Annotated in this window: 18 protein-coding genes; 14 read left to right on the plus strand and 4 right to left on the minus strand. The window is 66.1% G+C overall.

Features of this window, described 5'->3' with window-relative positions; all coding sequences use genetic code 11:
- Positions 1-37: 37 nt before the first annotated feature.
- The 14 genes from NGM28_RS19405 (at position 38) to NGM28_RS19470 (ending at position 17,812) form a co-directional block, all read left to right on the plus strand.
- Complete coding sequence (locus NGM28_RS19405) at positions 38-1,354, plus strand: nucleotide sugar dehydrogenase (RefSeq protein WP_252091139.1); 1,317 nt, start codon at positions 38-40, stop codon at positions 1,352-1,354.
- Positions 1,355-1,424: 70 nt separating this feature from the next.
- Complete coding sequence (locus NGM28_RS19410; RefSeq protein ID WP_162042931.1) at positions 1,425-2,906, plus strand: glycosyltransferase family 2 protein; 1,482 nt, start codon at positions 1,425-1,427, stop codon at positions 2,904-2,906.
- Between the two features lie 36 nt (positions 2,907-2,942).
- Positions 2,943-4,109: an alginate biosynthesis protein Alg44 gene (locus NGM28_RS19415; protein WP_240065872.1), complete on the plus strand. Its 1,167-nt coding sequence runs from the start codon at positions 2,943-2,945 to the stop codon at positions 4,107-4,109.
- 12 nt (positions 4,110-4,121) lie between these two features.
- Positions 4,122-5,693, plus strand: a complete 1,572-nt coding sequence (gene algK, locus NGM28_RS19420; protein ID WP_252091140.1) for an alginate biosynthesis TPR repeat lipoprotein AlgK — start codon at positions 4,122-4,124, stop codon at positions 5,691-5,693.
- Complete coding sequence (locus NGM28_RS19425) at positions 5,690-7,168, plus strand: alginate export family protein (RefSeq protein WP_240065870.1); 1,479 nt, start codon at positions 5,690-5,692, stop codon at positions 7,166-7,168. Before algK ends, NGM28_RS19425 begins: the two co-directional genes overlap by 4 nt.
- Before the next feature lie 17 nt (positions 7,169-7,185).
- Positions 7,186-8,742, plus strand: a complete 1,557-nt coding sequence (gene algG, locus NGM28_RS19430) for a mannuronan 5-epimerase AlgG (RefSeq protein WP_240065869.1) — start codon at positions 7,186-7,188, stop codon at positions 8,740-8,742.
- A gap of 13 nt (positions 8,743-8,755) precedes the next feature.
- Complete coding sequence (locus NGM28_RS19435) at positions 8,756-10,201, plus strand: alginate O-acetyltransferase (RefSeq protein WP_252091141.1); 1,446 nt, start codon at positions 8,756-8,758, stop codon at positions 10,199-10,201.
- A gap of 7 nt (positions 10,202-10,208) precedes the next feature.
- On the plus strand, positions 10,209-11,303 hold the full coding sequence (locus NGM28_RS19440) for a mannuronate-specific alginate lyase (RefSeq protein WP_252091142.1): 1,095 nt from the start codon (positions 10,209-10,211) through the stop codon (positions 11,301-11,303).
- Between the two features lie 192 nt (positions 11,304-11,495).
- Positions 11,496-12,953, plus strand: coding sequence for an MBOAT family O-acyltransferase (locus tag NGM28_RS19445; protein ID WP_252091143.1), 1,458 nt, complete (start codon positions 11,496-11,498; stop codon positions 12,951-12,953).
- A gap of 10 nt (positions 12,954-12,963) precedes the next feature.
- Complete coding sequence (locus NGM28_RS19450) at positions 12,964-14,121, plus strand: alginate O-acetyltransferase (protein WP_252091144.1); 1,158 nt, start codon at positions 12,964-12,966, stop codon at positions 14,119-14,121.
- 20 nt (positions 14,122-14,141) lie between these two features.
- Positions 14,142-14,789 carry an alginate O-acetyltransferase AlgF gene (locus NGM28_RS19455; RefSeq protein ID WP_240065864.1) on the plus strand — a complete coding sequence of 216 codons (648 nt, stop codon included), beginning with the start codon at positions 14,142-14,144 and terminating at the stop codon, positions 14,787-14,789.
- A gap of 34 nt (positions 14,790-14,823) precedes the next feature.
- Positions 14,824-16,278: a mannose-1-phosphate guanylyltransferase/mannose-6-phosphate isomerase gene (locus NGM28_RS19460; RefSeq protein ID WP_240065863.1), complete on the plus strand. Its 1,455-nt coding sequence runs from the start codon at positions 14,824-14,826 to the stop codon at positions 16,276-16,278.
- Positions 16,279-16,415: 137 nt separating this feature from the next.
- The gene (locus tag NGM28_RS19465) at positions 16,416-16,880 is read left to right on the plus strand and encodes a multidrug transporter (RefSeq protein ID WP_252091145.1); all 465 of its coding nucleotides are present in this window, start codon (positions 16,416-16,418) and stop codon (positions 16,878-16,880) included.
- 119 nt (positions 16,881-16,999) lie between these two features.
- A complete protein-coding gene (locus tag NGM28_RS19470) occupies positions 17,000-17,812 on the plus strand; it encodes an SDR family oxidoreductase (protein ID WP_252091146.1) in 813 nt (270 codons plus the stop codon).
- 133 nt (positions 17,813-17,945) lie between these two features.
- Here NGM28_RS19470 and NGM28_RS19475 read toward each other — a convergent pair whose 3' ends face one another.
- From NGM28_RS19475 to NGM28_RS19490, 4 genes are all read right to left on the minus strand, one after another.
- A complete protein-coding gene (locus tag NGM28_RS19475) occupies positions 17,946-19,355 on the minus strand; it encodes an efflux transporter outer membrane subunit (protein WP_252091147.1) in 1,410 nt (469 codons plus the stop codon).
- Between the two features lie 152 nt (positions 19,356-19,507).
- Positions 19,508-20,569 (minus strand): HlyD family secretion protein, encoded by a 1,062-nt coding sequence (locus tag NGM28_RS19480; protein ID WP_252091148.1) that lies wholly within the window; start codon positions 20,567-20,569, stop codon positions 19,508-19,510.
- A gap of 28 nt (positions 20,570-20,597) precedes the next feature.
- Positions 20,598-22,139 (minus strand): MFS transporter, encoded by a 1,542-nt coding sequence (locus NGM28_RS19485; RefSeq protein ID WP_252091149.1) that lies wholly within the window; start codon positions 22,137-22,139, stop codon positions 20,598-20,600.
- A gap of 264 nt (positions 22,140-22,403) precedes the next feature.
- A complete protein-coding gene (locus NGM28_RS19490) occupies positions 22,404-23,309 on the minus strand; it encodes a LysR family transcriptional regulator (RefSeq protein ID WP_213658262.1) in 906 nt (301 codons plus the stop codon).
- Positions 23,310-23,439: the final 130 nt, after the last annotated feature.

The following is a 23,439-nucleotide window of genomic DNA, read 5'->3' on the forward strand; positions in this document are numbered from 1 at the left end:
CGAAGGGCTGGCGTGATAAACACACGAGGTGATTACGATGCGTATCAGCATCTTTGGTTTGGGTTATGTGGGTGCGGTGTGTGCGGGCTGCCTGTCGGCACGCGGCCATGACGTGATCGGTGTGGACGTGTCCAGCACCAAGATCGACCTGATCAACCAGGGCAAGTCACCCATCGTCGAACCGGGCCTCGAAGCGCTGCTGCAACAGGGCATCGCCAATGGCCGCCTGCGTGGCACCACCGACTTCGCCGAAGCCATCCGCGCCAGCGACGTGTCGATGATCTGCGTGGGTACGCCAAGCAAGAAGAACGGCGACCTGGGCCTGGAGTACATCGAGTCGGTCTGCCGCGAGATTGGCTTCGTGCTGCGTGACAGCACCCGCCGCCACACCATCGTCGTGCGCAGCACCGTGCTGCCGGGCACCGTCAAGAACGTGGTGATCCCCATCCTCGAGGACTGCTCGGGCAAGAAGGCCGGCGTCGACTTTGGTGTGGCGGTCAACCCCGAGTTCCTGCGCGAAAGCACCGCGATCAAGGACTACGACCAGCCACCGATGACGGTCATCGGCGAGTTGGACAGCGCCAGCGGCGACGTCCTGCAGGCCCTGTACCAGGAGCTGGACGCGCCGATCATTCGCAAGCCGATCGAAGTGGCCGAGATGATCAAGTACACCTGCAACGTCTGGCACGCCACCAAGGTTACCTTCGCCAACGAGATCGGCAACATCGCCAAGGCGGTGGGCGTCGACGGTCGCGAGGTGATGGACGTGGTCTGCCAGGACAAGGCGCTGAACCTGTCCCAGTACTACATGCGCCCAGGCTTCGCCTTCGGCGGCTCGTGCCTGCCCAAGGACGTGCGCGCCCTCACTTACCGCGCCGCCAGCCTCGACGTGAAGGCGCCGCTGCTCGACTCGCTGATGCGCAGCAACGAGTCCCAGGTGCAGAACGCTTTCGACATCATCGAAAGCCACGACAAGCGCAAGGTCGCCCTGCTCGGCCTGAGTTTCAAGGCCGGTACCGACGACCTGCGCGAAAGCCCGCTGGTGGAGCTGGCCGAGCGCCTGATCGGCAAGGGCTACGAGCTGAACATCTACGACCAGAACGTCCAGTACGCCCGCGTCCACGGCGCCAACAAGGACTACATCGAGTCGAAGATTCCCCACGTCTCATCCTTGCTCAACGCCGACTTCGACCAGGTGGTGAGCAACGCCGAGATCATCGTGCTGGGCAACCGTGACGAGCAGTTCCGCGCCCTGGCCCAGCAGGCGCCGGAAGGCAAGCAGGTGATCGACCTGGTCGGCTTCATGAGCAAGCCGACCTGCGCCACCAGCCGCACCGAAGGTATCTGCTGGTAAACCCGGCAGGGCGGCGCGTCCCTCCCCAGCGCGCCGCCCTCGCCCCCTGAATTCTCGACGGATGCCGAACATGCAAAGGCTTCAGACCCTGCTGCTGCAATGCGCCGGCTGGCTGCTCTACATGAGCCTGCTGATGCTGATCGCCCTGGCGCTGCCCAGCGACATCTTCGACTCGCAATCGAAGCATTTCATCTTCCTGGTCGGCGCCGTCGGCATCTGGCGCTACTCCATGGGCGCCACCCATTTCATCCGCGGCATGCTGTTCCTGTACATCGTCTACCCGTATCTGCGGCGCAAAGTGCAGAAGCTGGGCAAGGCCGCCGACCCGTCGCACGTGTACCTGATGGTCACCAGCTTTCGCATCGAAGCCCTGACCACCGCCCAGGTCTACAGCTCGGTGATCCGCGAGGCGATCGACTGCGGCTACCCCACCACCGTGGTCTGCTCGTTGGTAGAGAAGTCCGACGAGTTGCTGGTGAAAAGCCTGTGGGCCAAGTACAACCCGCCCGCCCACGTCACCCTGGACATCGTGCGCATCGCCGGTACCGGCAAGCGCGACGGCCTGGCCTATGGTTTCCGCGCCATCTCGCGGATGCTGCCGGACGAGAACGCCGTGGTGGCGGTGATCGACGGCGACACCGTGCTGGCCGAGGGCGTGGTACGCAAGACCGTGCCGTGGTTCCGCCTGTACCCCAACGTCGGTGGCCTGACCACCAACGAATTCTGCGAAGTGCGCGGCGGCTACATCATGAGCGAGTGGCACAAGCTGCGCTTCGCCCAGCGCCACATCAACATGTGCTCGATGGCCCTGAGCAAGCGCGTGCTGACCATGACCGGGCGTATGTCGATGTTCCGCGCCAGCGTAGTGACCAACCCCGAGTTCATCGCCGACGTCGAGAGCGACTCGCTGATGCACTGGCGCCTGGGCCGCTTCAAGTTCCTCACCGGCGACGACAAGTCCAGCTGGTTCAGCCTGATGCGCCTGGGCTACGACACCTTCTACGTGCCGGACGCCGCCATCAACACGGTCGAGCACCCGCCGGAGAAGAGCTTCGTCAAGGCCAGCCGCAAGCTGATGTACCGCTGGTACGGCAACAACCTGCGGCAGAACTCCCGCGCCTTGGGCCTGGGCCTCAAGCGCCTGGGGCTGTTCACCAGCATCGTGCTGCTCGACCAGCGCGTGTCGATGTGGACCAGCCTGCTGGGGTTGACCGTGGCGGTGATCGCCAGCTTCAAGTTCGGCCTGCAGTTCCTGCTGGTGTACCTGCTGTGGATCGGTATCACCCGCCTGATCCTCACCGTGATGCTGCTGTGCTCGGGCCACAACGTCGGCCCGGCCTACCCGCTGATTCTCTATTACAACCAGATCGTCGGCGCGGTGATGAAGATCTACGTGTTCTTCCGCCTCGACAAGCAGTCCTGGACCCGCCAGCCCACTGCCCTGAAGCGCGACCTGGCCAGCTTTCAACAATGGTTCAACACCTGGTCCTCGCGGACCATGACCTTCTCGGCCGCGAGCATCTTCGTCGCCGTGCTGTTCATGGTCGTGTGAGCCACCCCGGATCGGATAACAGGAACGAATATCGCCATGAATACCGCCGTGAACGTCAATGTCGTGCATGAGTCCGAAGCGCAGCGCCAGCACGCCCGGGTCCGCATCCCCGCCAAGCTGCGCTACCTGGACGGCAACCGCGAGCCGCACGAAGTGAAGGTTGACGACCTGTCCGCCGGGGGCCTGTCCTTCCACGCCAAGAAAGCCCTGCCAGTGAACGAGGTGCTGCGTGGCCGCCTGCAATTCGTGGTCGACAACCTTGGGCTGTCGATGGATGTCGAGATCCTGGTGCGCACCAGCAACACCGAGACCGGCCGCACCGGCGCCGAATTCCAGAACCTCGAACCACGTGACATTGCCACCCTGCGCCACATCATCACCAGCCACCTGTCGGGCGAGCTGATCAGCGTCGGTGATGTGCTCAGTACCTTGCAACGCGACAACTTCACCAAGGCGCGCAAGCAGAAGGACTCGGGCTCGGGCCTGTCGGCGTTCGGCCGCCTGCGCGCGGTCACCGTCACCGCCGGGGTGTTCGTGGTCGGCCTGGTGGCCTTCGGTTTCGTCGCCAAGTCGCTGTACGGCCTGTACTTCGTCAGCCACGCCGAGGCCGGCGTGGTCGCGGTGCCCACCACCAACGTCACCATGCCCCGCGACGGCAGCCTGCAAAGCCTGGTGGAAAGTGGTGCAACGGTGAGCAAGGGCGCGCCGCTGGCGACCTTCAACACCAGCATGCTCGACCTGCTCAAGGGCCACCTGGACGACTCGCAACTGGAGCCTGCCAAGGTCGAGGAACTGTTCGGCAAGCAGCTCTCCGGCACCCTCACCAGCCCCTGCGACTGCGTGGTATCGCGCCAGCTGGTGGACGACGGCCAGTACGCCAGCAAGGGCCAGCCCGTGTTCGCGCTGATCCCGCGCACCACCATCCCGACCGTGGAGGCGCGCTTCAGCTATCGCCAGTTCGACGAGGTGAAGCCGGGTACCCGGGTCAACTTCCAGGTGGCCGGTGAGGATGAAGTGCGTACCGGCCGGATTGTCGGCAGCAGCAGCCTGGATACCGACAACCTGGCTTCCGACATCCGCGTGCAGATCAAGCCCGATGAAAGCCTGCCGGCCGAGCTCGCCGGCCGCCCGGCCGCGGTCAACAGCGACCGTGGGCCGTCGCTCAACTGGCTGATCGACAAGGCCGTGGCCCGCGGGCTGTAAGAGGAACGGACGATGAAACCTTTCAACCGTGATTCTGCCGTGGGGTCGGTGCCGCCTGTATTGCGAGGGCTGCGCCCTCGATCGCGGCTGAAGGCCGCTCCTACAGAGTCCGCGCCAGCCCTGATCGACTCGATCCCCGTAGGAGCGGCCTTCAGCCGCGATCAGGTGCGCAGCACCCGCCCGCTGGCCTGGTGCGCCCTGGCCGCCGCCATCACCCTGGCCGGCTGCACCGGCCTGCCCGACCAGCGCCTGGCCAACGAAGCGCTCAAGCGCGGCGACACCGCCACTGCAGAACGTAACTACAAGGCCCTGGCCGACCTCGGCTACAGCGACGCGCAAGTCGGCCTGGCCGACCTCAACGTCGCCACCCGCGACCCGGCCAAGCTCAAGGAGGCCGAGGCCACCTACCGCGCCGCGGCTGCCACCTCGCCCCGCGCCCAGGCCCGCCTCGGCCGCCTGCTGGTGGCCAAGCCCGACAGCACCCAGGCCGAACGCGAAGAAGCCGAGACCCTGCTCAAGCGCGCGGCGCAACAAGGCGAGGGCAATACCCTGATCCCGCTGGCGATGCTCTACCTGCAATACCCGCAGAGCTTCCCCACCATCAACGCCCAGCAACAGATCGACCAGTGGCGCGCCGCCGGCAACCCCGAGGCGGGCCTGGCCCAGGTGCTGCTCTACCGCACCCAGGGCACCTACGACCAGCACCTGGATGACGTGGAAAAGATCTGCAAGGCGGCCCTGACCACCACCGACATCTGCTACGTCGAGCTGGCCACCGTCTACCAGAAACGCGCCCAGCCCGAGCAGCAGGCCGCATTGCTGGAGCAGCTCAAGGCCGCCCATGCCCGTGGCGCGGTGCCGGCCAGCCGGGTCGACAGCGTCGCCCGCGTGCTGGCCGATCGCAGCCTGGGGCAGACCGACGAAAAGACCGCCAAAGACCTGCTGGAGCACATCGCCCCGGCCAATCCGGCCTCCTGGGTCAGCCTGGCCCAGCTGCTCTACGACTTCCCCGAGCTGGGCGACACCGACCAACTCATGGCCTACATCGACAAGGGCCGCGAGGCCGAGCAGCCCCGCGCCGAGCTGCTGCTGGGCCGCCTCTACTACGAAGGCAAGACCGTGCCGGCCGACGCGCAGAAAGCCGAGCAACACCTGCAGGCCGCCGCCGATGCCGGCGAGATCAGCGCCGACTACTACCTCGGCCAGCTCTACCGCCGAGGCTACCTGGGCAATGTCGAACCGCAGAAAGCCGTCGACCACCTGCTCAACGCCGCCCGTGGCGGCCAGCTCAGCGCCGACTACGCCCTGGCCCAGCTGTTCAGTGAAGGCCACGGCATCCGCACCGAGCCCGCCAACGCCTGGGTGTTCGCCCAGCTGGCCCAGGCCAACCCGTCCGAGCAGTCCAGCGCGCTGCTGCAACAGCTCGACCAGCAACTGACGCCCGCCCAGCGCAGCCAGGCGCAAAACCTGCTGGCCCAGGAAAAGCAGGCCCGCGCCGGCATGCTCCAGCGGGCCAGCACCCCCCTGGCCATCGAAGCACTGCAAGACGACAACGACGACGTAGACGCCGAGGATTCGCTATGACGCTCAACCCCTTCGTGAAAGCCGGCATCGGCCTGGGCTTCGCCCTGCTGTGGTCGATGCCGACCCTCGCCCAGGAAACCGCGCAGAAGAACTTCGGCCTGGACGTGAAGATCACCGGCCAGTCCGAGGACGACCGCGACCTGGGCACCCGCTCCGGCGGCGACGTCAACGGCCTGGGCCTGGACCTGCGCCCGTGGGTGTACGGCGAGCGCGGCAACTGGAGCGCCTACGCCATGGGCCAGGCGGTGGCCGCCACCGACATCATCGAGACCGACACCCTGCGCGCCTCCGACACCGGCGCCGCCATCGACACCGGCGACGACAGCCGCAAGCCGGACAAGAGCTACCTGGCCATGCGCGAGTTCTGGGTCGGCTACAGCGGCTTCACGCCCTACCCCGGCGAGCAGTTGCGCCTCGGCCGCCAGCGCCTGCGCAGCGACGACGGCATGTGGCGCGACACCAACATCGAGGCGCTGAACTGGACCTTCGACACCACCCTGCTCAAGGCCGACCTGGGCGTGGCCCAGCGCTTCAGCGAATACCGCACCGACCTCACCGAACTGGCCCCGGAAGACAAGGACCGCACCCATGTCTACGGCAACATCGCCACGCAATGGACCCCCGGCCACTGGGTCGGCCTGCGCGCCCACCACAGCCACGACGGCGGCAGCCTGAAGAGCCCCGGCGAAACCGTCGACGCCCTCGACAAGACCCGCACCGGCGACCTCACCTGGCTGGGCCTGGAAGCCAACAGCGACGCCTACAACTGGCGCAACGACCATACCGTCAACTACTGGGGCAGCGTCACCTGGCTGACCGGTGACCGCGATACCCTGAGCAGCCAGGCCATCGGCAACGAGCAGGTCGCCACCGGCAAGCAGAGCGGCGACGTCAACGCCTGGGGCACCGACCTGGGCGTCCGCCTGCGCCTGGACCCGCAATGGCAGGTTGGCGCGGCCTATGCCCGGGGCAGCGGCGGCGGTGGCAGCGATGGCTCGAACAACTTCGAGCAGACGGGCCTGGAGAGCAACCGCTCCAACTTCACCGGCACCCGCTCGCGCGTGCACCGCTTCGGCGAAGCTTTCCGCGGCGAGCTGGGCAACCTGCAGGCGGCCACCCTGTTCGCCTCCTGGCAGCTGCGCGACGACTACGACGCCAGCTTCATCTACCACAAGTTCTGGCGTGTCGACGGCAAGCAGAACATCGGCTCCAGCGGCATCAACGCGGTGGTCGACGACGGTGGCATCAACCGCCCGCTGGTGCAGGGCGAGAAAGACCTCGGCCAGGAGATGGACGTGGTGGTGACCAAGTACTTCAAGCAGGGCCTACTGCCCGCCTCGCTGAGCCAGTCGATCGACGAACCGTCGGCCCTGGTGCGCCTGCGCGCCGGCGTGTTCAAGCCAGGCGACGCCTACGGCAAAGAGGCCGACGCGTACATGCACCGCGCCTTCGTCGACGTGATCTGGCGCTACTGAGGCCGGGAGAGGAAGCCATGAACCTGCACCCGAACCTTCGCCACAGCCTGCTCGCCAGCGCCCTGCTGCTGGCCGCCGGCCTCGCCCAGGGCGCCGAGCCCGAGATGGCCAAAGGGCTGCAACAGGCCAAGACCTACACCGTCGCCAGCGCGCCGATAGAGCCGTTGCTGATGGACCCACCCAAGCTGCCCGACCTGTCCGGCTACACCGCCCAGGCCGTGCAGCAGAAGATCGACCGCGCCCACAAGGGCAAGGTCAGCGTGCGCCGCATGCTCCAGGAAGACACCCTCAAAGAGTTCGTCGGCGGCGACAACAAGGGCGCCGAATGGGTGCGCCGCCAGCATGGGATTCCCCAGGCGATCTTCATCGACGACGGGCATGTCGACCTGGTCGAACTCAGCAAGAAAGTGCCCGGCCAGTACCTGCGCGAAACCGCGCCGGGCGTCTACCTCGCCCGCCTGCCGATCGTGGTCGGGCACAAGGGCGTGCTGGAGATCGACGGCAAGGTCAAGGAGCTGCGCCTGTCCGAGGAAGGCGGCGCGTTCATCGTCAACGACGGCAAGCTGTTCGTCACCGACACCAAGGTGACCGGTTGGCGCGAGCGAGCCAATGGCCCGGCCACCTTCCAGAAGCCCGACGCGTTCCGCCCGTTCCTGCTCAGCTGGGGCGGTACCGAGACCTACATCGTCAACAGCAAGATGGCCAGCTTCGGTTACTCGAAGTCCAAGTCCTACGGCGTGAGCATTTCGCAGTACACACCGAACATGGCCAAGCAGATGGGCCGCGCCGAACCCACCGGCTGGATCATCGGCTCCGAGTTCAGTGACATGTGGTACGGCTTCTACTGCTACGAGACCCAGGACTTCGTGGTCAAGGACTCGGTGTACCGCGACAACATCGTCTACGGCATCGACCCCCACGACCGCTCGCACCGCCTGATCATCGCCGGCAACACCGTGTACGGCACCAGGAAAAAGCACGGGATCATCGTCTCGCGCGAGGTCAACGACAGCTGGATCATCAACAACAAGAGCTACGACAACAAGCTCTCCGGCGTGGTGATCGACCGCAACAGCGTCAACAACCTGATCGCCTACAACGAGATCTACCGCAACCACACCGACGGCATCACCTTGTACGAGAGCGGCGACAACCTGATCTGGGGCAACAAGCTGATCAACAACCGCCGCCACGGCATCCGCGTGCGCAACAGCGTGAACATCCGCCTGTACGAGAACGTCGCCATGGCCAACGGCCTGGTGGGGGTGTACGGGCACATCAAGGACCTCTCCGACACCGACCGCGACATCGCCCTCGACCCGTTCGACACCAAGGTGTCGCTGATCGTGGTCGGTGGCGAGCTGGCGGCCAACGGCTCCGGCCCGCTGTCGATCGACTCGCCGCTGTCGGTGGAACTGTACAAGGTGTCGATGCTGATGCCGCGCAAGGCCAACGGCATCAGCTTCAACGGCGTGCTCGGCGAGCGCCAGGACGAAATCCTCGACCTGCTGGTGCGCCAGCAGAAAGCCGTGCTGATCGACCCGGTCGAGCGCCAGACCGAAATGATCGACTAAGGAAGCCCAGACCATGACTCCACACCTGATGAAACTGCTGGGCCTGTCCGCCGCCCTCCTGGCCATCAGCCAGGGCGTGCGCGCCGAGGACGCCAAGCCGCCGACCTTCACCGCCGAGCCCTGCTGCCAGCTGTGCCCCGAAGCCCACGACGCCAACCGCTACACCACGCGTTACCAGCAGAACTTCACCACCCTGGTGCAGGCCCAGGGCGACTGGCTGTTCCGTACCCGTGAAGACCTGCGCACCGAGTTCGACACCACCCCGGGCGGCTACAAGCGCCTGCAGCAGGTGCATGACGCGTTCAAGAAGCGCGGCGTCGAGCTGGTGGTGGTGTACCAGCCGACCCGGGGCCTGGTGAACCGCAATATGCTCAAGCCTGAAGAAAAGGCCGCCTTCGACTACCAGAAGGCCCTGGGCAACTACCAGGCCATGCTCCAGCGCTTCGCCAGGATGGGCTACAACGTGCCTGACCTGTCGCCGCTGACCAACGAGCAACTGGCCGCGGCCGACCAGGGCAAGGACTTCTACTTCCGCGGCGACCAGCACTGGACGCCCTACGGCGCCGAGCGTGCGGCGAAGATCGTCGCCGACACCGTGCACAGGATGCCGGCCTTCGAAGGCATCCCGCGTAAAGCGTTCGAGACCAAGAAGTCCGGGCGCATGGGCAAGACCGGCACCCTGCACAACGTCGCCGGCCAGCTGTGCGGCACCAGCTACGCGGTGCAGTACATGGACCAGTTCGCCACCGAGCCCAAGGGCGGAGCCAGCGGCGGCGACGACCTGTTCGGCGACTCGGGCAATGCGCAGATCACCCTGGTCGGCACCAGCCACAGCGGCAAGAACTACAACTTCTCCGGTTTCCTGGAGCAGTACATCGGCGCCGACGTGCTCAACGTCGCCTTCCCCGGCGGCGGCCTGGAAGGCTCGATGATCCAGTACCTGGGCAGCGAGGAATTCCAGAACAACCCACCGAAGATCCTGATCTGGGAGTTCTCCCCGCTCTACCGCCTGGACCAGGAAACCATCTGGCGGCAGATCCTGGGCTTGCTCGACGACGGCTGCGACGACCGCCCCGCGCAGATGAGCGCCAGCGCCACCCTCAAGCCCGGCAAGAACGAGCTGATGGTCAACGGCAAGGGCGGTGTGATCAAGGACCTGGTCAACCGCAACCATCAATTCGACATCCGCTTCGAGGACACCTCGGTGAAGGTGCTGCAGGCCACCCTCTGGTACCTCAACGGCCGCCACGAGGACATCAAGATCGAGAAGCCCGAGACCTCCGACACCGACGGCCGCTTCGTCTTCCAGATGCGCGAGGACGAGGACTGGGCCGGGCAGAACCTGCTCGCCCTGGAGGTCCAGGGGCCGGAAAGCGGCACCCAGAAAGTCGAAGCGAAACTGTGCAAACGCAACAACTTCGCCGGCAATGCGCAGCACACCGCGCACGCTGGCCAGTGAGGCGACCATGACCATCATCAACAGCAAGACCGCACCCGCCCTGCTCGCCCTCGCCCTGTTCGGCGGCGCGGCGCAGGCCGCGCTGGTGCCGCCCCAGGGTTACTACGAGGGCATCGAGAAGCTCAAGCACAGCGACGGCGACTTCCGCTGCGAAGCCGCGCCCCGGCCCTACACCGGTTCGTTGCGCTTTCGCAGCAAGTACGAAGGCTCGGACAAGGCCCGGGCGACGCTCAACGTTGCCTCGGAAAAAGCCTTCCGCGCCTCCACCAAGGACATCACCACCCTCGAGAAGGGCGTCAGCAAGATGGTCGGCCAGTACATGCGCGACGGCCGCCCGGCGCAGCTCGACTGCGCGCTGACCTGGCTGGGTACCTGGGCGCGCGCCGATGCGCTGATGTCCAGCGACTACAACCACACCGGCAAGTCCATGCGCAAATGGGCGCTGGGCAGCATGAGCGGGTCGTGGCTGCGCTTGAAGTTCTCCAACTCGCAGCCGCTGGCCGCGCACCAGGCCGAGGCCGAGCAGATCGAGAAATGGTTCGCCCGCCTAGCCCAGCAGACCGTGCGTGACTGGAGCGGCCTGCCCCTGGAGAAGATCAACAACCACAGCTACTGGGCGGCCTGGTCGGTGATGGCCACCGCCGTCGCGACGGACCGGCGCGACCTGTTCGACTGGGCGGTGAAGGAATACAAGGTCGGCGCCAACCAGGTCGACGAGCAGGGTTTTTTGCCCAACGAGCTCAAGCGCCGCCAGCGCGCCCTGGCCTACCACAACTACGCCCTGCCGCCGCTGGCGATGATCGCCAGCTTCGCCCAGGCCAATGGCGTGGACCTGCGCAAGGAAAACAACTTCGCCCTGCAACGCCTGGGTGAAGGCGTGCTGGCCGGGGCGCGCGACCCGAGCCAGTTCACCGCCCACGCCGGCGTGAAACAGGACCTGCACGACCTGAAGATCGACAGCAAGTACGCCTGGCTCGAGCCCTGGTGCGCGCTGTACCACTGCGTCGGCGACACCCTGGAACGCAAGCACGACATGCAGCCGTTCGACAGTTTCAGGCTGGGCGGGGATGTGACCCGGGTCTACGACCCGTCCCGAAAATAACGCAAATCCCTGTAGGAGCCGGCTTGCCGGCGATGCAAGGCGAAGCCTTGCCCTGCGATGGTCGGGGCCGCCATGCGGCCCATCGCCGGCAAGCCGGCTCCTACAGGGGAACTAGGTGGCCTTCCGGTTTTTGGCTGGGGGGTTTGGGGGGCGCTTTTGCCCTGGATGCTGTGAACAACAAGGAGAACCGGGATGGTCTTCTCGTCCAATGTGTTCCTGTTCCTGTTCCTGCCGGTTTTCCTCGGCTTGTACTACTTGAGCGGGCAACGCTATCGCAACCTGCTGCTTTTGGTGGCCAGCTACATTTTCTACGCCTGGTGGCGGGTGGACTTCCTCGCCCTGTTCGCCGGGGTCACCCTGTGGAACTACTGGATCGGCCTGAAAGTCGGCGCCGCCGGCGTGCGCACCAAGCCCGCCCAGCGCTGGCTGCTGCTCGGGGTGGCGGTCGACCTGTCGATCCTCGGCTACTTCAAGTACGCCAACTTTGGTGTCGACAGCCTCAACGCCATCATCACCTCGTTCGGGCTGGAGCCGTTCATCCTCACCCACGTGCTGCTGCCGATCGGTATCTCGTTCTATATCTTCGAGTCGATCAGCTACATCATCGACGTGTACCGCGGCGACACCCCGGCCACCCGCAACCTGATCGACTTTGCCGCGTTCGTGGCGATCTTCCCGCACCTGATCGCCGGCCCCGTGCTGCGCTTCAAGGACCTGGTCGACCAGTTCAACAACCGCACCCACACCCTCGACAAGTTCTCCGAAGGCTGCACGCGCTTCATGCAGGGCTTCATCAAGAAGGTGTTCATCGCCGACACCCTGGCGGTGGTCGCCGACCACTGCTTCGCCCTGCAAAACCCGACCACGGGCGATGCCTGGCTCGGCGCCCTGGCCTACACCGCGCAGCTGTACTTCGACTTCTCTGGCTACAGCGACATGGCCATCGGCCTGGGGCTGATGATGGGCTTCCGTTTCATGGAGAACTTCAAGCAGCCATACATCAGCCAGTCGATCACCGAGTTCTGGCGGCGCTGGCACATCAGCCTGTCGACCTGGCTGCGCGACTACCTGTACATCACCCTGGGCGGGAATCGCAAAGGCACCTTCAACACCTACCGCAACCTGTTCCTGACCATGCTGCTGGGCGGGCTGTGGCACGGCGCCAACTTCACCTACATCCTCTGGGGCGCCTGGCACGGCATGTGGCTGGCCATCGAGCGGGCGCTGGGCCTGGACACCAACCCGCAGCGCTTCAACCCGGTGAAGTGGGCCTTCACCTTCCTGCTGGTGGTGGTCGGCTGGGTGATCTTCCGCGCCGAGAACCTGCACGTGGCCGCACGCATGTACGGCGCCATGTTCAGCTTCGGCGACTGGCAGCTGTCGGAGCTCAACCGCGCCAACCTCACCGGCCTGCAAGTGGCCACGCTGGTGGTCGCCTACCTGACCCTGGCGTTCTTCGGCCTGCGCGATTTCTACAGCAATGCCAAACCAACCCCCAAGGCCACCCCGGTGCAGGTCAATGCCGACGGCTCGGTGGGCCTGGACTGGACGCGGATCATGACCCGCGCCCTGGTGCTGCTGCTGTTCGTCGCCTCGGTGCTCAAGCTCTCGGCGCAGAGCTACTCGCCGTTCCTCTACTTCCAGTTCTGAGGCCCTGATCATGAACCGGACACTTCGTATCACGTACTCGCTGTCGTTCATGGGCCTGCTGGTCGGGCTTGGCGCCTGGTCGGTCGGCGGGTTGGACAGCTTCACCCGCACCGGGCAGATGACCCTGCTCGACGGCAAGCTGGCCAAGGCCGCCGAAACCCACTACGACGAGCAGTTCCCGATCAAGCGCATCGGCACCAACCTGTGGGCCGCGCTGGACTTCAAGCTGTTCAACGAAGGCCGCCCCGGCGTGGTGCTGGGCCGCGACCAGTGGCTGTTCAGCGACGAGGAGTTCAAGCCCACCGCCGGCGCCGAGCAACAGATGCAGGACAACCTGGCGCTGGTGCGCGGCATTCGCGATGCCCTGCAGCGCCAAGGCACCGAGCTGGTGCTGGCGATCGTACCGGCCAAGGCGCGCCTTTATTCCGAGTACATCGGCAAGGAAACACCGGCCAGCCTGCACGACGAGCTGTTCAACCAGTTCCATGCCCAGGCGCGCCAGGCCAATGTGTTCGCCCCCGACCTGCTGGCACCGCTGGAGCAGGCCAAGGCCCGCGGCCAGGTGTTCCTGCGCACCGACACCCACTGGACGCCGATGGGCGCCGAGGTGGTGGCGCAGGCTATCGCCGAAGCGGTCAACCGCCAGCAACTGCTCAGCGGCGAGCCCCAGGCCTTCATCACCGAAGCCGGCGCCACGGCGCCTTACAAAGGCGACCTGACCAACTTCCTGCCACTCGACCCGCTGTTCAGCAACCTGTTGCCGAGCCCGGACAACCTGCAGCAGCGCAAGACCCACCCGGTGCAGGCCGAAGGCGAAGGCGGCGACGCCCTGTTCGCCGACAGCCGGATCCCGGTGGCGCTGGTGGGCACCAGCTACAGCGCCAACCCGCACTGGAACTTCCTCGGCGCCCTGCAGCAGGCCCTGCGCAGCGACGTCGCCAACTACGCCGAGGACGGCCACGGCCCGCTGCTGCCAATGCTCAAGTACCTGCAAAGCGATGCCTTCAAGCACACCCCGCCACAAGTCGTGGTGTGGGAATTCCCCGAACGTTATCTGCCAATGAAGAGCGATCTCGGCGCCTTCGATCCGCAGTGGATCGCGCAGCTGAAGAACGCCAGCAAGTCCGAAGCCAACCTGGCCCTGTCGTCCAACCGGACCGACCACTGAAGATAGAGAGGAACACGCACATGACTACCAAGACTCACATTGCCAAAGCCCTCACCCTCGCGGCGGGCCTGTCCCTGGCCTCGCTGCAGGCCTTCGCCGGCGCCGACGCCGCCCTCTACGGCCCGAGCGCACCGAAGGGCTCGACCTTCGTGCGCCTGTACAACGCCGCCAGCGCCCCCGCTGCTGCCTCCGTGGGCAACACCCAGATCAAGCAGGTCGGCGCCCAGGCCAGCAGCGACTTCAGCTTCCTGCCCGGTGGCGACTACACCGCCCAGGTGGGTGGCAAGAGCGTCCCGGTGAAACTGGCCGCCGACAAGTACTACACCCTGGTCAACAGCAGCGGCGGCAACCCGCAACTGATCGAGGAGCCACCGTTCAAGAACAAGCAGAAGGCCCTGGTGCGCGTGCAGAACCTCAGCGACCAGCCACTGACCCTGAAGACCGCCGACGGCAAGACCGAAGTGGTCAGCCCGGTGGCGGCCAAGGGCCGTGGCGAGCGCGAGATCAACCCGGTCAAGGTCAACCTGGCCCTGTACCAAGGCGACAAGAAAGTCGGCGACGTCAAGCCCGTCGCCCTGGCGCGCGGCGAAGCCGCCGTGCTGTACGTCACCGGCTCCGGCAGCAGCCTGTCGCCGGTGTGGGTCACCCGTCCCGTAGCCACTAACTGATCCCTGCCTTTCACAACCTTATTGGAGAAACGACATGATCCCGGTAATTCTTTCTGGTGGTAGCGGTTCCCGTCTGTGGCCTCTGTCGCGCAAGCAGTTCCCCAAGCAGTTCCTGGCCCTGACCGGCGAGCACACGCTGTTCCAGCAGACCATCGAGCGCCTGGTGTTCGAAGGCATGGACACCCCCATCGTGGTCTGCAACAAGGACCACAAGTTCATCGTCCAGGAGCAGCTGAACGCGTTGAAGCTGGAAACCCAGGCGATCCTCATGGAGCCGTTCGGTCGCAATACCGCGCCGGCGGTGGCCATGACCGCGATGAAACTGGTCAACGAAGGCCGTGACGAACTGATGCTGGTGCTGCCGGCCGACCATGTGATCGAGGACCAGAAGGCCCTGCAACGCGCCCTGGCCCTGGCCACCGTGGCCGCCGAGCGCGGCGAGATGGTGCTGTTCGGCGTGCCGGCGACCAAGCCCGAGACCGGCTATGGCTACATCCGCTCCAGCCAGGACGCACTGCTGCCCGAGGGCGTGGCGCGGGTCGCGCAGTTCGTCGAGAAGCCTGACGAGAAACGCGCCAACGAGTTCGTCCACGCCGGTGGCTACTTCTGGAACAGCGGCATGTTCCTGTTCCGTGCCAGCCGTTTCCTCGAAGAGCTGAAGAAGCACGACCCGGACATCTACGACACCTGCCTGCTGGCCCTGGAGCGCAGCGACGAGGCCGGCGATGTGCTGAGCATCGACGAAGCCACCTTCGCCTGCTGCCCGGACAACTCCATCGACTACGCGGTGATGGAGAAGACCCAGCGTGCCTGCGTGGTACCGCTTTCGGCCGGCTGGAGCGACGTCGGCTGCTGGTCGTCGCTGTGGGATGTGCATGAGAAGGATGACAACGGCAACGTCACCAAGGGCGACGTGGTGGTGCAGGACAGCCGCAACTGCATGATCCACGGCAATGGCAAGCTGGTGTCGGTGATTGGTTTGGAGAACATCGTGGTGGTCGAGACCAAGGACGCCATGATGATCGCCCACAAGGACAAGGTTCAGGGGGTCAAGCAGTTGGTCAGCACCCTCGATGCCCAGGGCCGCACGGAAACCCAGAACCACCTGGAGGTGTACCGCCCTTGGGGCTCGTACGACTCGGTGGACATGGGCGGGCGCTTCCAGGTCAAGCACATCACCGTCAAGCCGGGCGCCAGCCTGTCGCTGCAGATGCACCACCACCGTGCCGAGCACTGGATCGTGGTGAGCGGCACCGCCGAGGTGACCTGTGACGAGAACGTGTTCCTGCTCACCGAGAACCAGTCCACCTACATCCCCATCGCCTCGGTGCACCGCCTGCGCAACCCGGGCAAGATCCCGCTGGAGATCATCGAGGTGCAGTCCGGAAGCTACCTGGGCGAGGATGATATCGAGCGGTTCGAGGATGTGTACGGGCGCACTTCGACGCCGGTGGAGCGTGGGGTATCGGTGAAGACCATCGCTCAGTAAGCGCGGCCGGTTCGCCGGCAAGCCGGCTCCTACAGGTCCGCGCGACCCTTGTAGGAGCCGGCTTGCCGGCGAATTTTGAGACATCCCCCATTTCCCGCTAGGATGAGCAAATCATCGCCACCAAGGCCTGCACCACCATGATCATCGGCGCCCTGCTCGTCCTCACCTGGCTGGTCCTGCTGTTGCGCTACCCGTCCAAAGCCCTGCCCATTTCCCTGGCGGCCGTGTGCGGCCTGGGCCTGGTGGCCCTCGGGGTGGCCTGGCAGGACACCCGCGAGGCCTCGCAGTTGGCCCGCCTGGACCTGCGCCTGACCTACGCTCCCGACCAGTGCCCCGCCGACCGCGCCCTGCAAGTGCACATGAAGAACGGCAACCAGGCCCCGCTCACCGAACTGCGCTGGCGCGTCGGCGCCTACGCGCCGGGCGACACCGTGAACCTCGCCGAGAACGCCTACAGCGCTCCACGCTATCGCGGCCCAGGCGACCTGCAACCAGGCAGCGAGTGGCGCGACTGCCTGCCACTGCCACCGCTGCGTTCGGGTTATCGGCCGCAGAACCTGGAGTTTCGCGCCGAGCACCTGCAAGGTACATTCGCCAATTGATCGATTGTCTTTACCGGCCCTTTCGCCGGCAAGCCGACTCCTACATTCCGCTGTAGGAGCCGGCTTGCCGGCGAAAGGGCCGGCAAGCCACCCCACTTTTCTGCCGACAGGTCCCCTGCATGCCCACCGTCCTGATCACCGGTTGTTCGAGCGGCATCGGCCGCGCCCTGGCCGACGCCTTCCGCGATGCCGGCCATGAAGTCTGGGCCACCGCCCGCAAGGCACAGGATGTCGAGCAACTGGCCGCCGCCGGCTTCAATGCCCGGCAACTGGACGTCAACGACGCTGTTGCCCTCGCCCAGCTGGCCGAAGAGCTGCAAAGCCTCGACATCCTGATCAACAACGCCGGCTACGGCGCCATGGGCCCGCTGTTGGACGGCGGCGTCGAAGCCATGCGCCAACAGTTCGAGACCAACGTCTTCGCCCTGGTCGGCGTGACCCGCGCGCTGTTCCCGCTGCTGCGCCGCGCCCGTGGGCTGGTGGTGAACATCGGCAGTGTCTCCGGCGTGCTGGTGACGCCGTTCGCCGGTGCCTACTGCGCCTCGAAAGCCGCCGTGCACGGGCTGAGCGATGCCCTGCGCCTGGAGCTGTCGCCGTTTGGCATCCGGGTGATGGAAGTGCAGCCTGGCGCGATCGCCTCGCAGTTCGCCAGCAATGCGCAACAGCAGGCCGAGCAGGTGCTGGCGGCCGACTCGCCGTGGTGGCCGTTGCGTGAACAGGTGCAGGCGCGGGCTCGGGCGTCGCAGGATCACCCGACGCCTGCGGCGGTGTTTGCCCAGGGGTTGCTGGCCGCGACGCGCAAGTCGCCGACGCCGGCTTTGGTGCGGTTGGGGAATGGCAGCACGGCCTTGCCGTTGATGGCCCGGCTGTTGCCGCAGCGCCTGCTGGACTGGGTGTTGCGCAAGCGCTTTGGATTGTTGCGGCCGTTGTGAATGGGGCAACGATTGATCTGTAGGAGCGGCTTTAGCCGCGATGAGGGCAGCACGGTGCCTGGCACCCGCTTCGCGGGTGATCGCGGCTGAAGCCGCTCCTACAGAGGTCGTATCAGGTGATGAGCGGCCCCGCTCAAGCCCGGTCGAACGCCTGCCAGCCGCCACCCAGCGCCTTGTACAACCCCACCAGCGCCTGCGACACCGCCGCCGAGCTGTCGATCCATTGCTCCTCGCTGGCCAGCAATGCCGACTGCACCGTCAGCACATTGAGAAAGTCCACCGCCCCTTCCACGTACTGGCGCTGCGCGGTCTCCAGCGCAATGCGGTTCTGCCGCACCGCCTCGGCCAGGTGATCGCGACGCAACTGGCTGGCGTTGTACAGCCGCAACACATCGTCGATCTCATGCCAGGCACCGAGCACCACCTTGCGGTAGTTCAGCGCCGCCTCCTGCTGCTGCGCCTCGCGCAGCTCCAGCGTGCCCTTGAGCCGTCCGCCTTCGAAGATCGGCAGCGACAGCTGCGGCCCGAAGGCAAACCTTCGCGAATCCCAGGCGCCGAAATCAGACAACTGCATGGCCTGGAAACCGACGCTGCCGGACAGGCGGATGCTCGGATAGAAATCGGCCTTGGCCACCCCGATGCTGGCCGTGGCCGCATGCAACCGCGCCTCGGCCTGGCGGATATCCGGCCGGCGTTCGGCCAGTTCCGAAGGCACGCCAATGGCGAACCGCTGCTGCGGCGCAGGCAAGTCACCTGTCTGCAACAACTCACCCTGCAAGCTGCGCGGCGGTTCGGCGGCCAGCAGGCTCAACGCGTTGATCAGGTCATCGCGGCGAGCTTCGAGCGTCGGCAGGCGCGACTCGATCGAGGCCACCTGGGCGCTGGCCTGGGCCACATCCAAGCGCGTGGCAACGCCTTCGGCCTGGCGATCCTCGGACAGTTTCAGGCTGTGCCGGGCGACCTTGAGGTTGTCCTGGGTCACTTCCAGCGTGTGCTGCACGGCACGCAGTTGGATGTAGTTGCCCGCCGTCTCCGACAGCAACGCCAGCAGCACACCACGACGGTCGTTCTCGGCGACCTCGACCGTGGCGTCAGCTGCTTCGACCTGACGGCGCACGCGCCCCCACAGGTCCAGCTCCCAGCCGGCCACCAGGTCGCCCTGCCACAGGTTGTACGCTGACTTGCCCGCCTTGCCGGACGGGTCGTTCAACCCTTCGGCGCTGTTGCGCGCACGGCTGTAGCCGGCGTTCACATCCACCGACGGCGCCTCGTCGGCGGCCACGGTGCTGCGCAGGGCACGGCTCTGCAGCAGGCGCGCGCTGGCCATGCGCAGGTCGAGGTTGCGCTCGGTGACCTTCTGGATCAGCGCGCTCAACCGAGGGTCGTGAAAACTGTCCCACCAGCGCAGCTCCAGGGGCTCGGTCGAGGGTTGGCTGGCCGCCGCCTCGCCTTGCAGCGCGGCCCAGGCCTTCGGCGCCTCGCTGTCCGGGCGCTGGAAGTCCGGCCCGAGGGTGCAGCCGGCCAGCAACACGGCCAACAACATGGGGCTCAGGTGTAAGGCCGGGGCCGCTGCGCGCCCCTTTCGCGGCACAAGGCCGCTCCTACAGGCGACCGCGATCCTCTGTAGGAGCGGCCTTGTGCCGCGAAAAGGCTGCGCAGCAGCCCCGGCGCTCTCAATTTTTTCAACCACATTGCTCATCGCGCGGTCACCTCTTTACCCGCAAACTTGTCGCCCCGGGTATCGATGACCGCCTCCACCGACATGCCCACGCGCAGGCGTTCGAGCAACGGCTGACCGTCATCGAAGACGATCTTCACCGGAATGCGCTGCACCACCTTGGTGAAGTTACCGGTGGCGTTGTCCGGTTTCACCGCGGCAAAGGTCACGCCGGTGGCCGGGGCGATGCTCTCGACATGGCCCTGGAGTTTCTCGCCGGAGAAAGTATCGACCGTGATGCTCACCGGCTGGCCCGGCTGCACATGGGTCAGCTGGGTTTCCTGGAAGTTGCCGACGATATAGGCATGGGCCAGCGGCACCACCGACAGCAGGCGCGCCCCCGGATTGACGTAGGCCCCGACGCGCAAGGCGCGCTCACCGACCATGCCGTCCACCGGCGCGGTGATGCGGGTGTAGGACAGGTCCAGCTGTGCCTTTTCCAGCCCCGCCTCGGCCCGCTTCAATTGCCCGTCGGCACTGGCCACCTGGGCCTGAAGGATGTCCACTTGCTTGCGCGTGGCCACCAGCGCCGCCTGGGTGTTGGCCAGCTGGGCGCGGGCCTGGTCGACCCGGCTGCGCGCCTGCTGGGCGTTCTGCACGGTGCCGGCGCCCTGCTCGGCCAGGCGGCCGTAGCGGGTCACTTCGTGGTCGGCGAAGGCCGCCTCGGCCTGGGCCGCCTTCACCGCGGCCTCGGCCTGGGCGATCAGCGCGGCCTGGCGCTCGAGGGTGGCGCGGGCATCCAGGCTCTGGGCCTTGGCCACCAGCAACTGGGCCTGGGCGGCGTCGAGGGCGGCCTGGTAGTCACGCGCATCGATGGTTGCCAGCAACTGGCCGGCCTTCACCTGCTGGTTGTCTTCCACCAGCACCTCCTTGACGAAGCCGGCGACTTTGGGTGCGACCACGGTGTAGTCGGCGGTCACGTAGGCGTCATTGGTGCGTTGCCGATGATCACTGCCGACCAGCCAGGGCCCGAGGGTGGCGGCCAGCACGGCGACGGCGAGCACCGAGCCGATGAGGAGTGTCTTGCGCTTGTTGGTCATTTTCGGTTTCTCGAATTCAGCCACGGGCTCAGGCCACCGCACGCGGTGGGTAGATCCGGGTAGGCACGAAGGGGATCAGGCAGATCAGGGCGATGGCGAAGCACGCCATCACCAGGTACAGGTCGGCCGAGGTCAGCACCAGGGCCTGTTCATGGATGCGCCTGGCCAGGCCAGCGGCGCTGTCGTCGACCAGGGGCGCGTTGCCCAGGCTGTCGACCAGGTGGTTGGAATGGAAATGCCGGCGCACGGTGCCCAAGACATCGAGCAGGCCGCCGGCGATCACCGCCGACAAACCCTTGACCGTGTTGAACCAGGCGGAGGCGAACGGCCCTTCCTGCGGGGTCATGCCGTTGGTGGAGAGCATCAGCAGCGGCAGCACCGCCATCGGCTGGCCGAACACCTGCAGCAGGTAGAACGGGTAGAAATCGCCACGGATCCACTGCGAGGTCAGCAGGCTGCTGCCCACGCACGAGGCCGCCAGCATCGCCAGGCCGGTGGCCAGCACCCAGCGGCAGTCCACCGCGCGGATGTTGCACAGTGCCGCGGTCAACGGCAAAGCGATCAGTTGCGGCATGGCCACCAGCATCATCAGCGGGCTGGTCTGCGCCGGGCGGTAGCCCTGGATCTGCGCCAGGTACGCCGATGGGATGCTGCCCACGCCCGACAGCACGATCAGCACGCCGGCCAGGGTCAACAGGGCGAAGCTCAGGTTGCGCCGGGTCAGCATGCGCAGCTGGAAGAACGGCAGTGGCTCGGACCACTCGTTGTACAGGAACAGCACCAGCAACAGCAGGCCACCGCCGAGCAGCCAGCAGATCAATGGTGAATCGAACCAGCCCCAGCGGTCGCCCAGCGACAGCCCGAGGACGATGCCGCTGATCGCCGGCAGGCCGAGCAGCACGCCGCGCCAGTCGAACTGCTTGAAACGCTCCAGGCGCAACGGGTCCTGGGGCAGGCCCCAGCCGACGCAGAAGATCGCCAGCAGCGACGGCAGGATGATCTGCCAGAACGCCCACTGCCAACCGACGTACTCGGTCCATAGGCCCGCCAGCGGCGTGCCGAGGTTGGGCCCGAAGGTGGCGGTCAGGGCATAGCAGGCCAGGCCGTAGACCTTGATGCCCGGCGGCAGGAAGCGCAGCGCCACGCTCATCAGCATCGGTGGCAAGGCGCCCGAGGCGAAACCTTGCAGCACGCGCAGCAGCATCAGGCTGTGCAGGTCGGGGGCGAAGGGCTGGATCAGGCCCAGCACGGCGAACAGGCCGACAGCGCTCATGGTGAAGCGGCGCAACGAGAAGGTGGTGGCCAGCCAGGGCGCGAAGGCCATGGCCGAGACCGAGGCGGCGCTGTACACCGCCAGCAGCCAGGCCCCCTCGTCGGCGCCGATGCCCATGGCGCCGCGGATGTCGCCCAGGGAAATCTTGGTCACCGCCTCGTTGAGCCCGGCGCACAGCACCGCCAGCAACACGCCGAACAGCCCCACCACCACCCGCAGGCCGAATGCCGTCTGCGCAGGGGCGGCCGGCGCGGGGGCGGCGGCCAGCGCGGCGGAAGGCGCGGTCAGGGAACTCATGGATAGACATCTCCAGCAACAAATTCAGGGCTGGGAGAAGTCTAAGAAGGTCGAATGCTGACGAAAACTGACTTGTTGGCAGGTTTATGTTGCGCCAGACGCAATCGGCAGGGCTCGATCTCTGTAGGAGCGGCCTTGTGCCGCGAAAGGGCCGCAAAGCGGCCCCGGCATGTTATGCGTCACCGTTGAAATCTTGGGGCCGCTGCGCAGCCCTTTCGCGGCTCAAGGCCGCTCCTACAGGGCCCTGCAAGTCTCAAGTGATACTCAAGGCTCACTCGCGCAGCAGGCGCGCATGGTCTGGCGCAACCAGCGGTGCGCCGGGTCGTTGTCGAAGCGTGGGTGCCAGGCCTGCATCACCCGTACTTTCTCCAACGGCACCGGAATTTCGAACGACCGCAGCGGCAGGCCGAACTTCTTCACGCTGCCCAGGATGTTCGCCGGCATCGGCAGGATCAAATCCGATTCGGGCAGCGAGAACATCGCCGAATGGAAACTCGGCGTGATCAACGCCACCCGCCGCTGCACGCCATGGCTGCCCAGTTCCACGTCGATCGGCCCGTTGGCCCGCCCGCGCCGCGACACGCTGATCTGCGGGTACAGGGCAAAACGCTCCGGGGTGATCGCAGCGTCGAAGATCGGGTGGTCCGCCCGCGCCAGCCCGACGAACCAGGTGTCGAACAGGCTCTGCACCTTGATCTCCGGCCCCAGCTCGATGCTCGAGCTGACCACCAGGTCGATCTGCCCATGGCGCAGTACCAGGTCGTCGTCGCCCTGGTGCTCGGGGACGAAGCGCAGCACGGTATTCGGCGCCTGAGCGAGCATCATGTGCAGCAGGCGAGCGCCATAGAGGGCGATGAACAGGTCGTTGGTGCGAATGTTGAAAGCACGGTCGAGGTTCGGCAGGTCGACCTCGTCGCCGCTGCGGAACACCAGCCCGGCCTGTTCCACCAGCGCCCGCACCTGGTCGCGCAGGGCCAGCGCCCGGGGCGTCGGCACCAGGCCACGGCCGGCGCGCACCAGGATCGGGTCGCCCATGGCCTCGCGGATGCGCCCGAGGGTGCGGCTCATGGCTGCCGGGCTCAAGTTCATGCGCTGGGCGGCACCGACCACGCTGCCCTCATCGAGCAGGGCATCGAGGGCGACGAGCAGGTTCATGTCCGGGAGTTGCATGGCCGTTTTCCGTGACAGCTGTGGGAAACGCGATGGTATCAGGTTGCTGGATTGCGTCAGGCGCAATGGCACCGTGCGTGGGGGGCCATTTATTCGAGCGTGGAATGCATCAAGAATGGCGTGGCCCTCT

Source organism: Pseudomonas sp. MWU13-3659, assembly GCF_023757525.1.
Classification (GTDB): domain Bacteria; phylum Pseudomonadota; class Gammaproteobacteria; order Pseudomonadales; family Pseudomonadaceae; genus Aquipseudomonas; species Aquipseudomonas entomophila_E.

What these genes read in the sequence shown, in the direction of transcription:
- NGM28_RS19405 (WP_252091139.1), top strand. Translation starts at nt 38, where the DNA reads ATGCGTATCAGCATCTTTGGTTTGGGTTATGTGGGTGCGGTGTGTGCG.
- NGM28_RS19410 (WP_162042931.1), top strand. Translation starts at nt 1,425, where the DNA reads ATGCAAAGGCTTCAGACCCTGCTGCTGCAATGCGCCGGCTGGCTGCTC.
- NGM28_RS19415 (WP_240065872.1), top strand. Translation starts at nt 2,943, where the DNA reads ATGAATACCGCCGTGAACGTCAATGTCGTGCATGAGTCCGAAGCGCAG.
- algK (WP_252091140.1), top strand. Translation starts at nt 4,122, where the DNA reads ATGAAACCTTTCAACCGTGATTCTGCCGTGGGGTCGGTGCCGCCTGTA.
- NGM28_RS19425 (WP_240065870.1), top strand. Translation starts at nt 5,690, where the DNA reads ATGACGCTCAACCCCTTCGTGAAAGCCGGCATCGGCCTGGGCTTCGCC.
- algG (WP_240065869.1), top strand. Translation starts at nt 7,186, where the DNA reads ATGAACCTGCACCCGAACCTTCGCCACAGCCTGCTCGCCAGCGCCCTG.
- NGM28_RS19435 (WP_252091141.1), top strand. Translation starts at nt 8,756, where the DNA reads ATGACTCCACACCTGATGAAACTGCTGGGCCTGTCCGCCGCCCTCCTG.
- NGM28_RS19440 (WP_252091142.1), top strand. Translation starts at nt 10,209, where the DNA reads ATGACCATCATCAACAGCAAGACCGCACCCGCCCTGCTCGCCCTCGCC.
- NGM28_RS19445 (WP_252091143.1), top strand. Translation starts at nt 11,496, where the DNA reads ATGGTCTTCTCGTCCAATGTGTTCCTGTTCCTGTTCCTGCCGGTTTTC.
- NGM28_RS19450 (WP_252091144.1), top strand. Translation starts at nt 12,964, where the DNA reads ATGAACCGGACACTTCGTATCACGTACTCGCTGTCGTTCATGGGCCTG.
- NGM28_RS19455 (WP_240065864.1), top strand. Translation starts at nt 14,142, where the DNA reads ATGACTACCAAGACTCACATTGCCAAAGCCCTCACCCTCGCGGCGGGC.
- NGM28_RS19460 (WP_240065863.1), top strand. Translation starts at nt 14,824, where the DNA reads ATGATCCCGGTAATTCTTTCTGGTGGTAGCGGTTCCCGTCTGTGGCCT.
- NGM28_RS19465 (WP_252091145.1), top strand. Translation starts at nt 16,416, where the DNA reads ATGATCATCGGCGCCCTGCTCGTCCTCACCTGGCTGGTCCTGCTGTTG.
- NGM28_RS19470 (WP_252091146.1), top strand. Translation starts at nt 17,000, where the DNA reads ATGCCCACCGTCCTGATCACCGGTTGTTCGAGCGGCATCGGCCGCGCC.
- NGM28_RS19475 (WP_252091147.1), bottom strand. Translation starts at nt 19,355, where the DNA reads ATGTTGTTGGCCGTGTTGCTGGCCGGCTGCACCCTCGGGCCGGACTTC.
- NGM28_RS19480 (WP_252091148.1), bottom strand. Translation starts at nt 20,569, where the DNA reads ATGACCAACAAGCGCAAGACACTCCTCATCGGCTCGGTGCTCGCCGTC.
- NGM28_RS19485 (WP_252091149.1), bottom strand. Translation starts at nt 22,139, where the DNA reads ATGAGTTCCCTGACCGCGCCTTCCGCCGCGCTGGCCGCCGCCCCCGCG.
- NGM28_RS19490 (WP_213658262.1), bottom strand. Translation starts at nt 23,309, where the DNA reads ATGCAACTCCCGGACATGAACCTGCTCGTCGCCCTCGATGCCCTGCTC.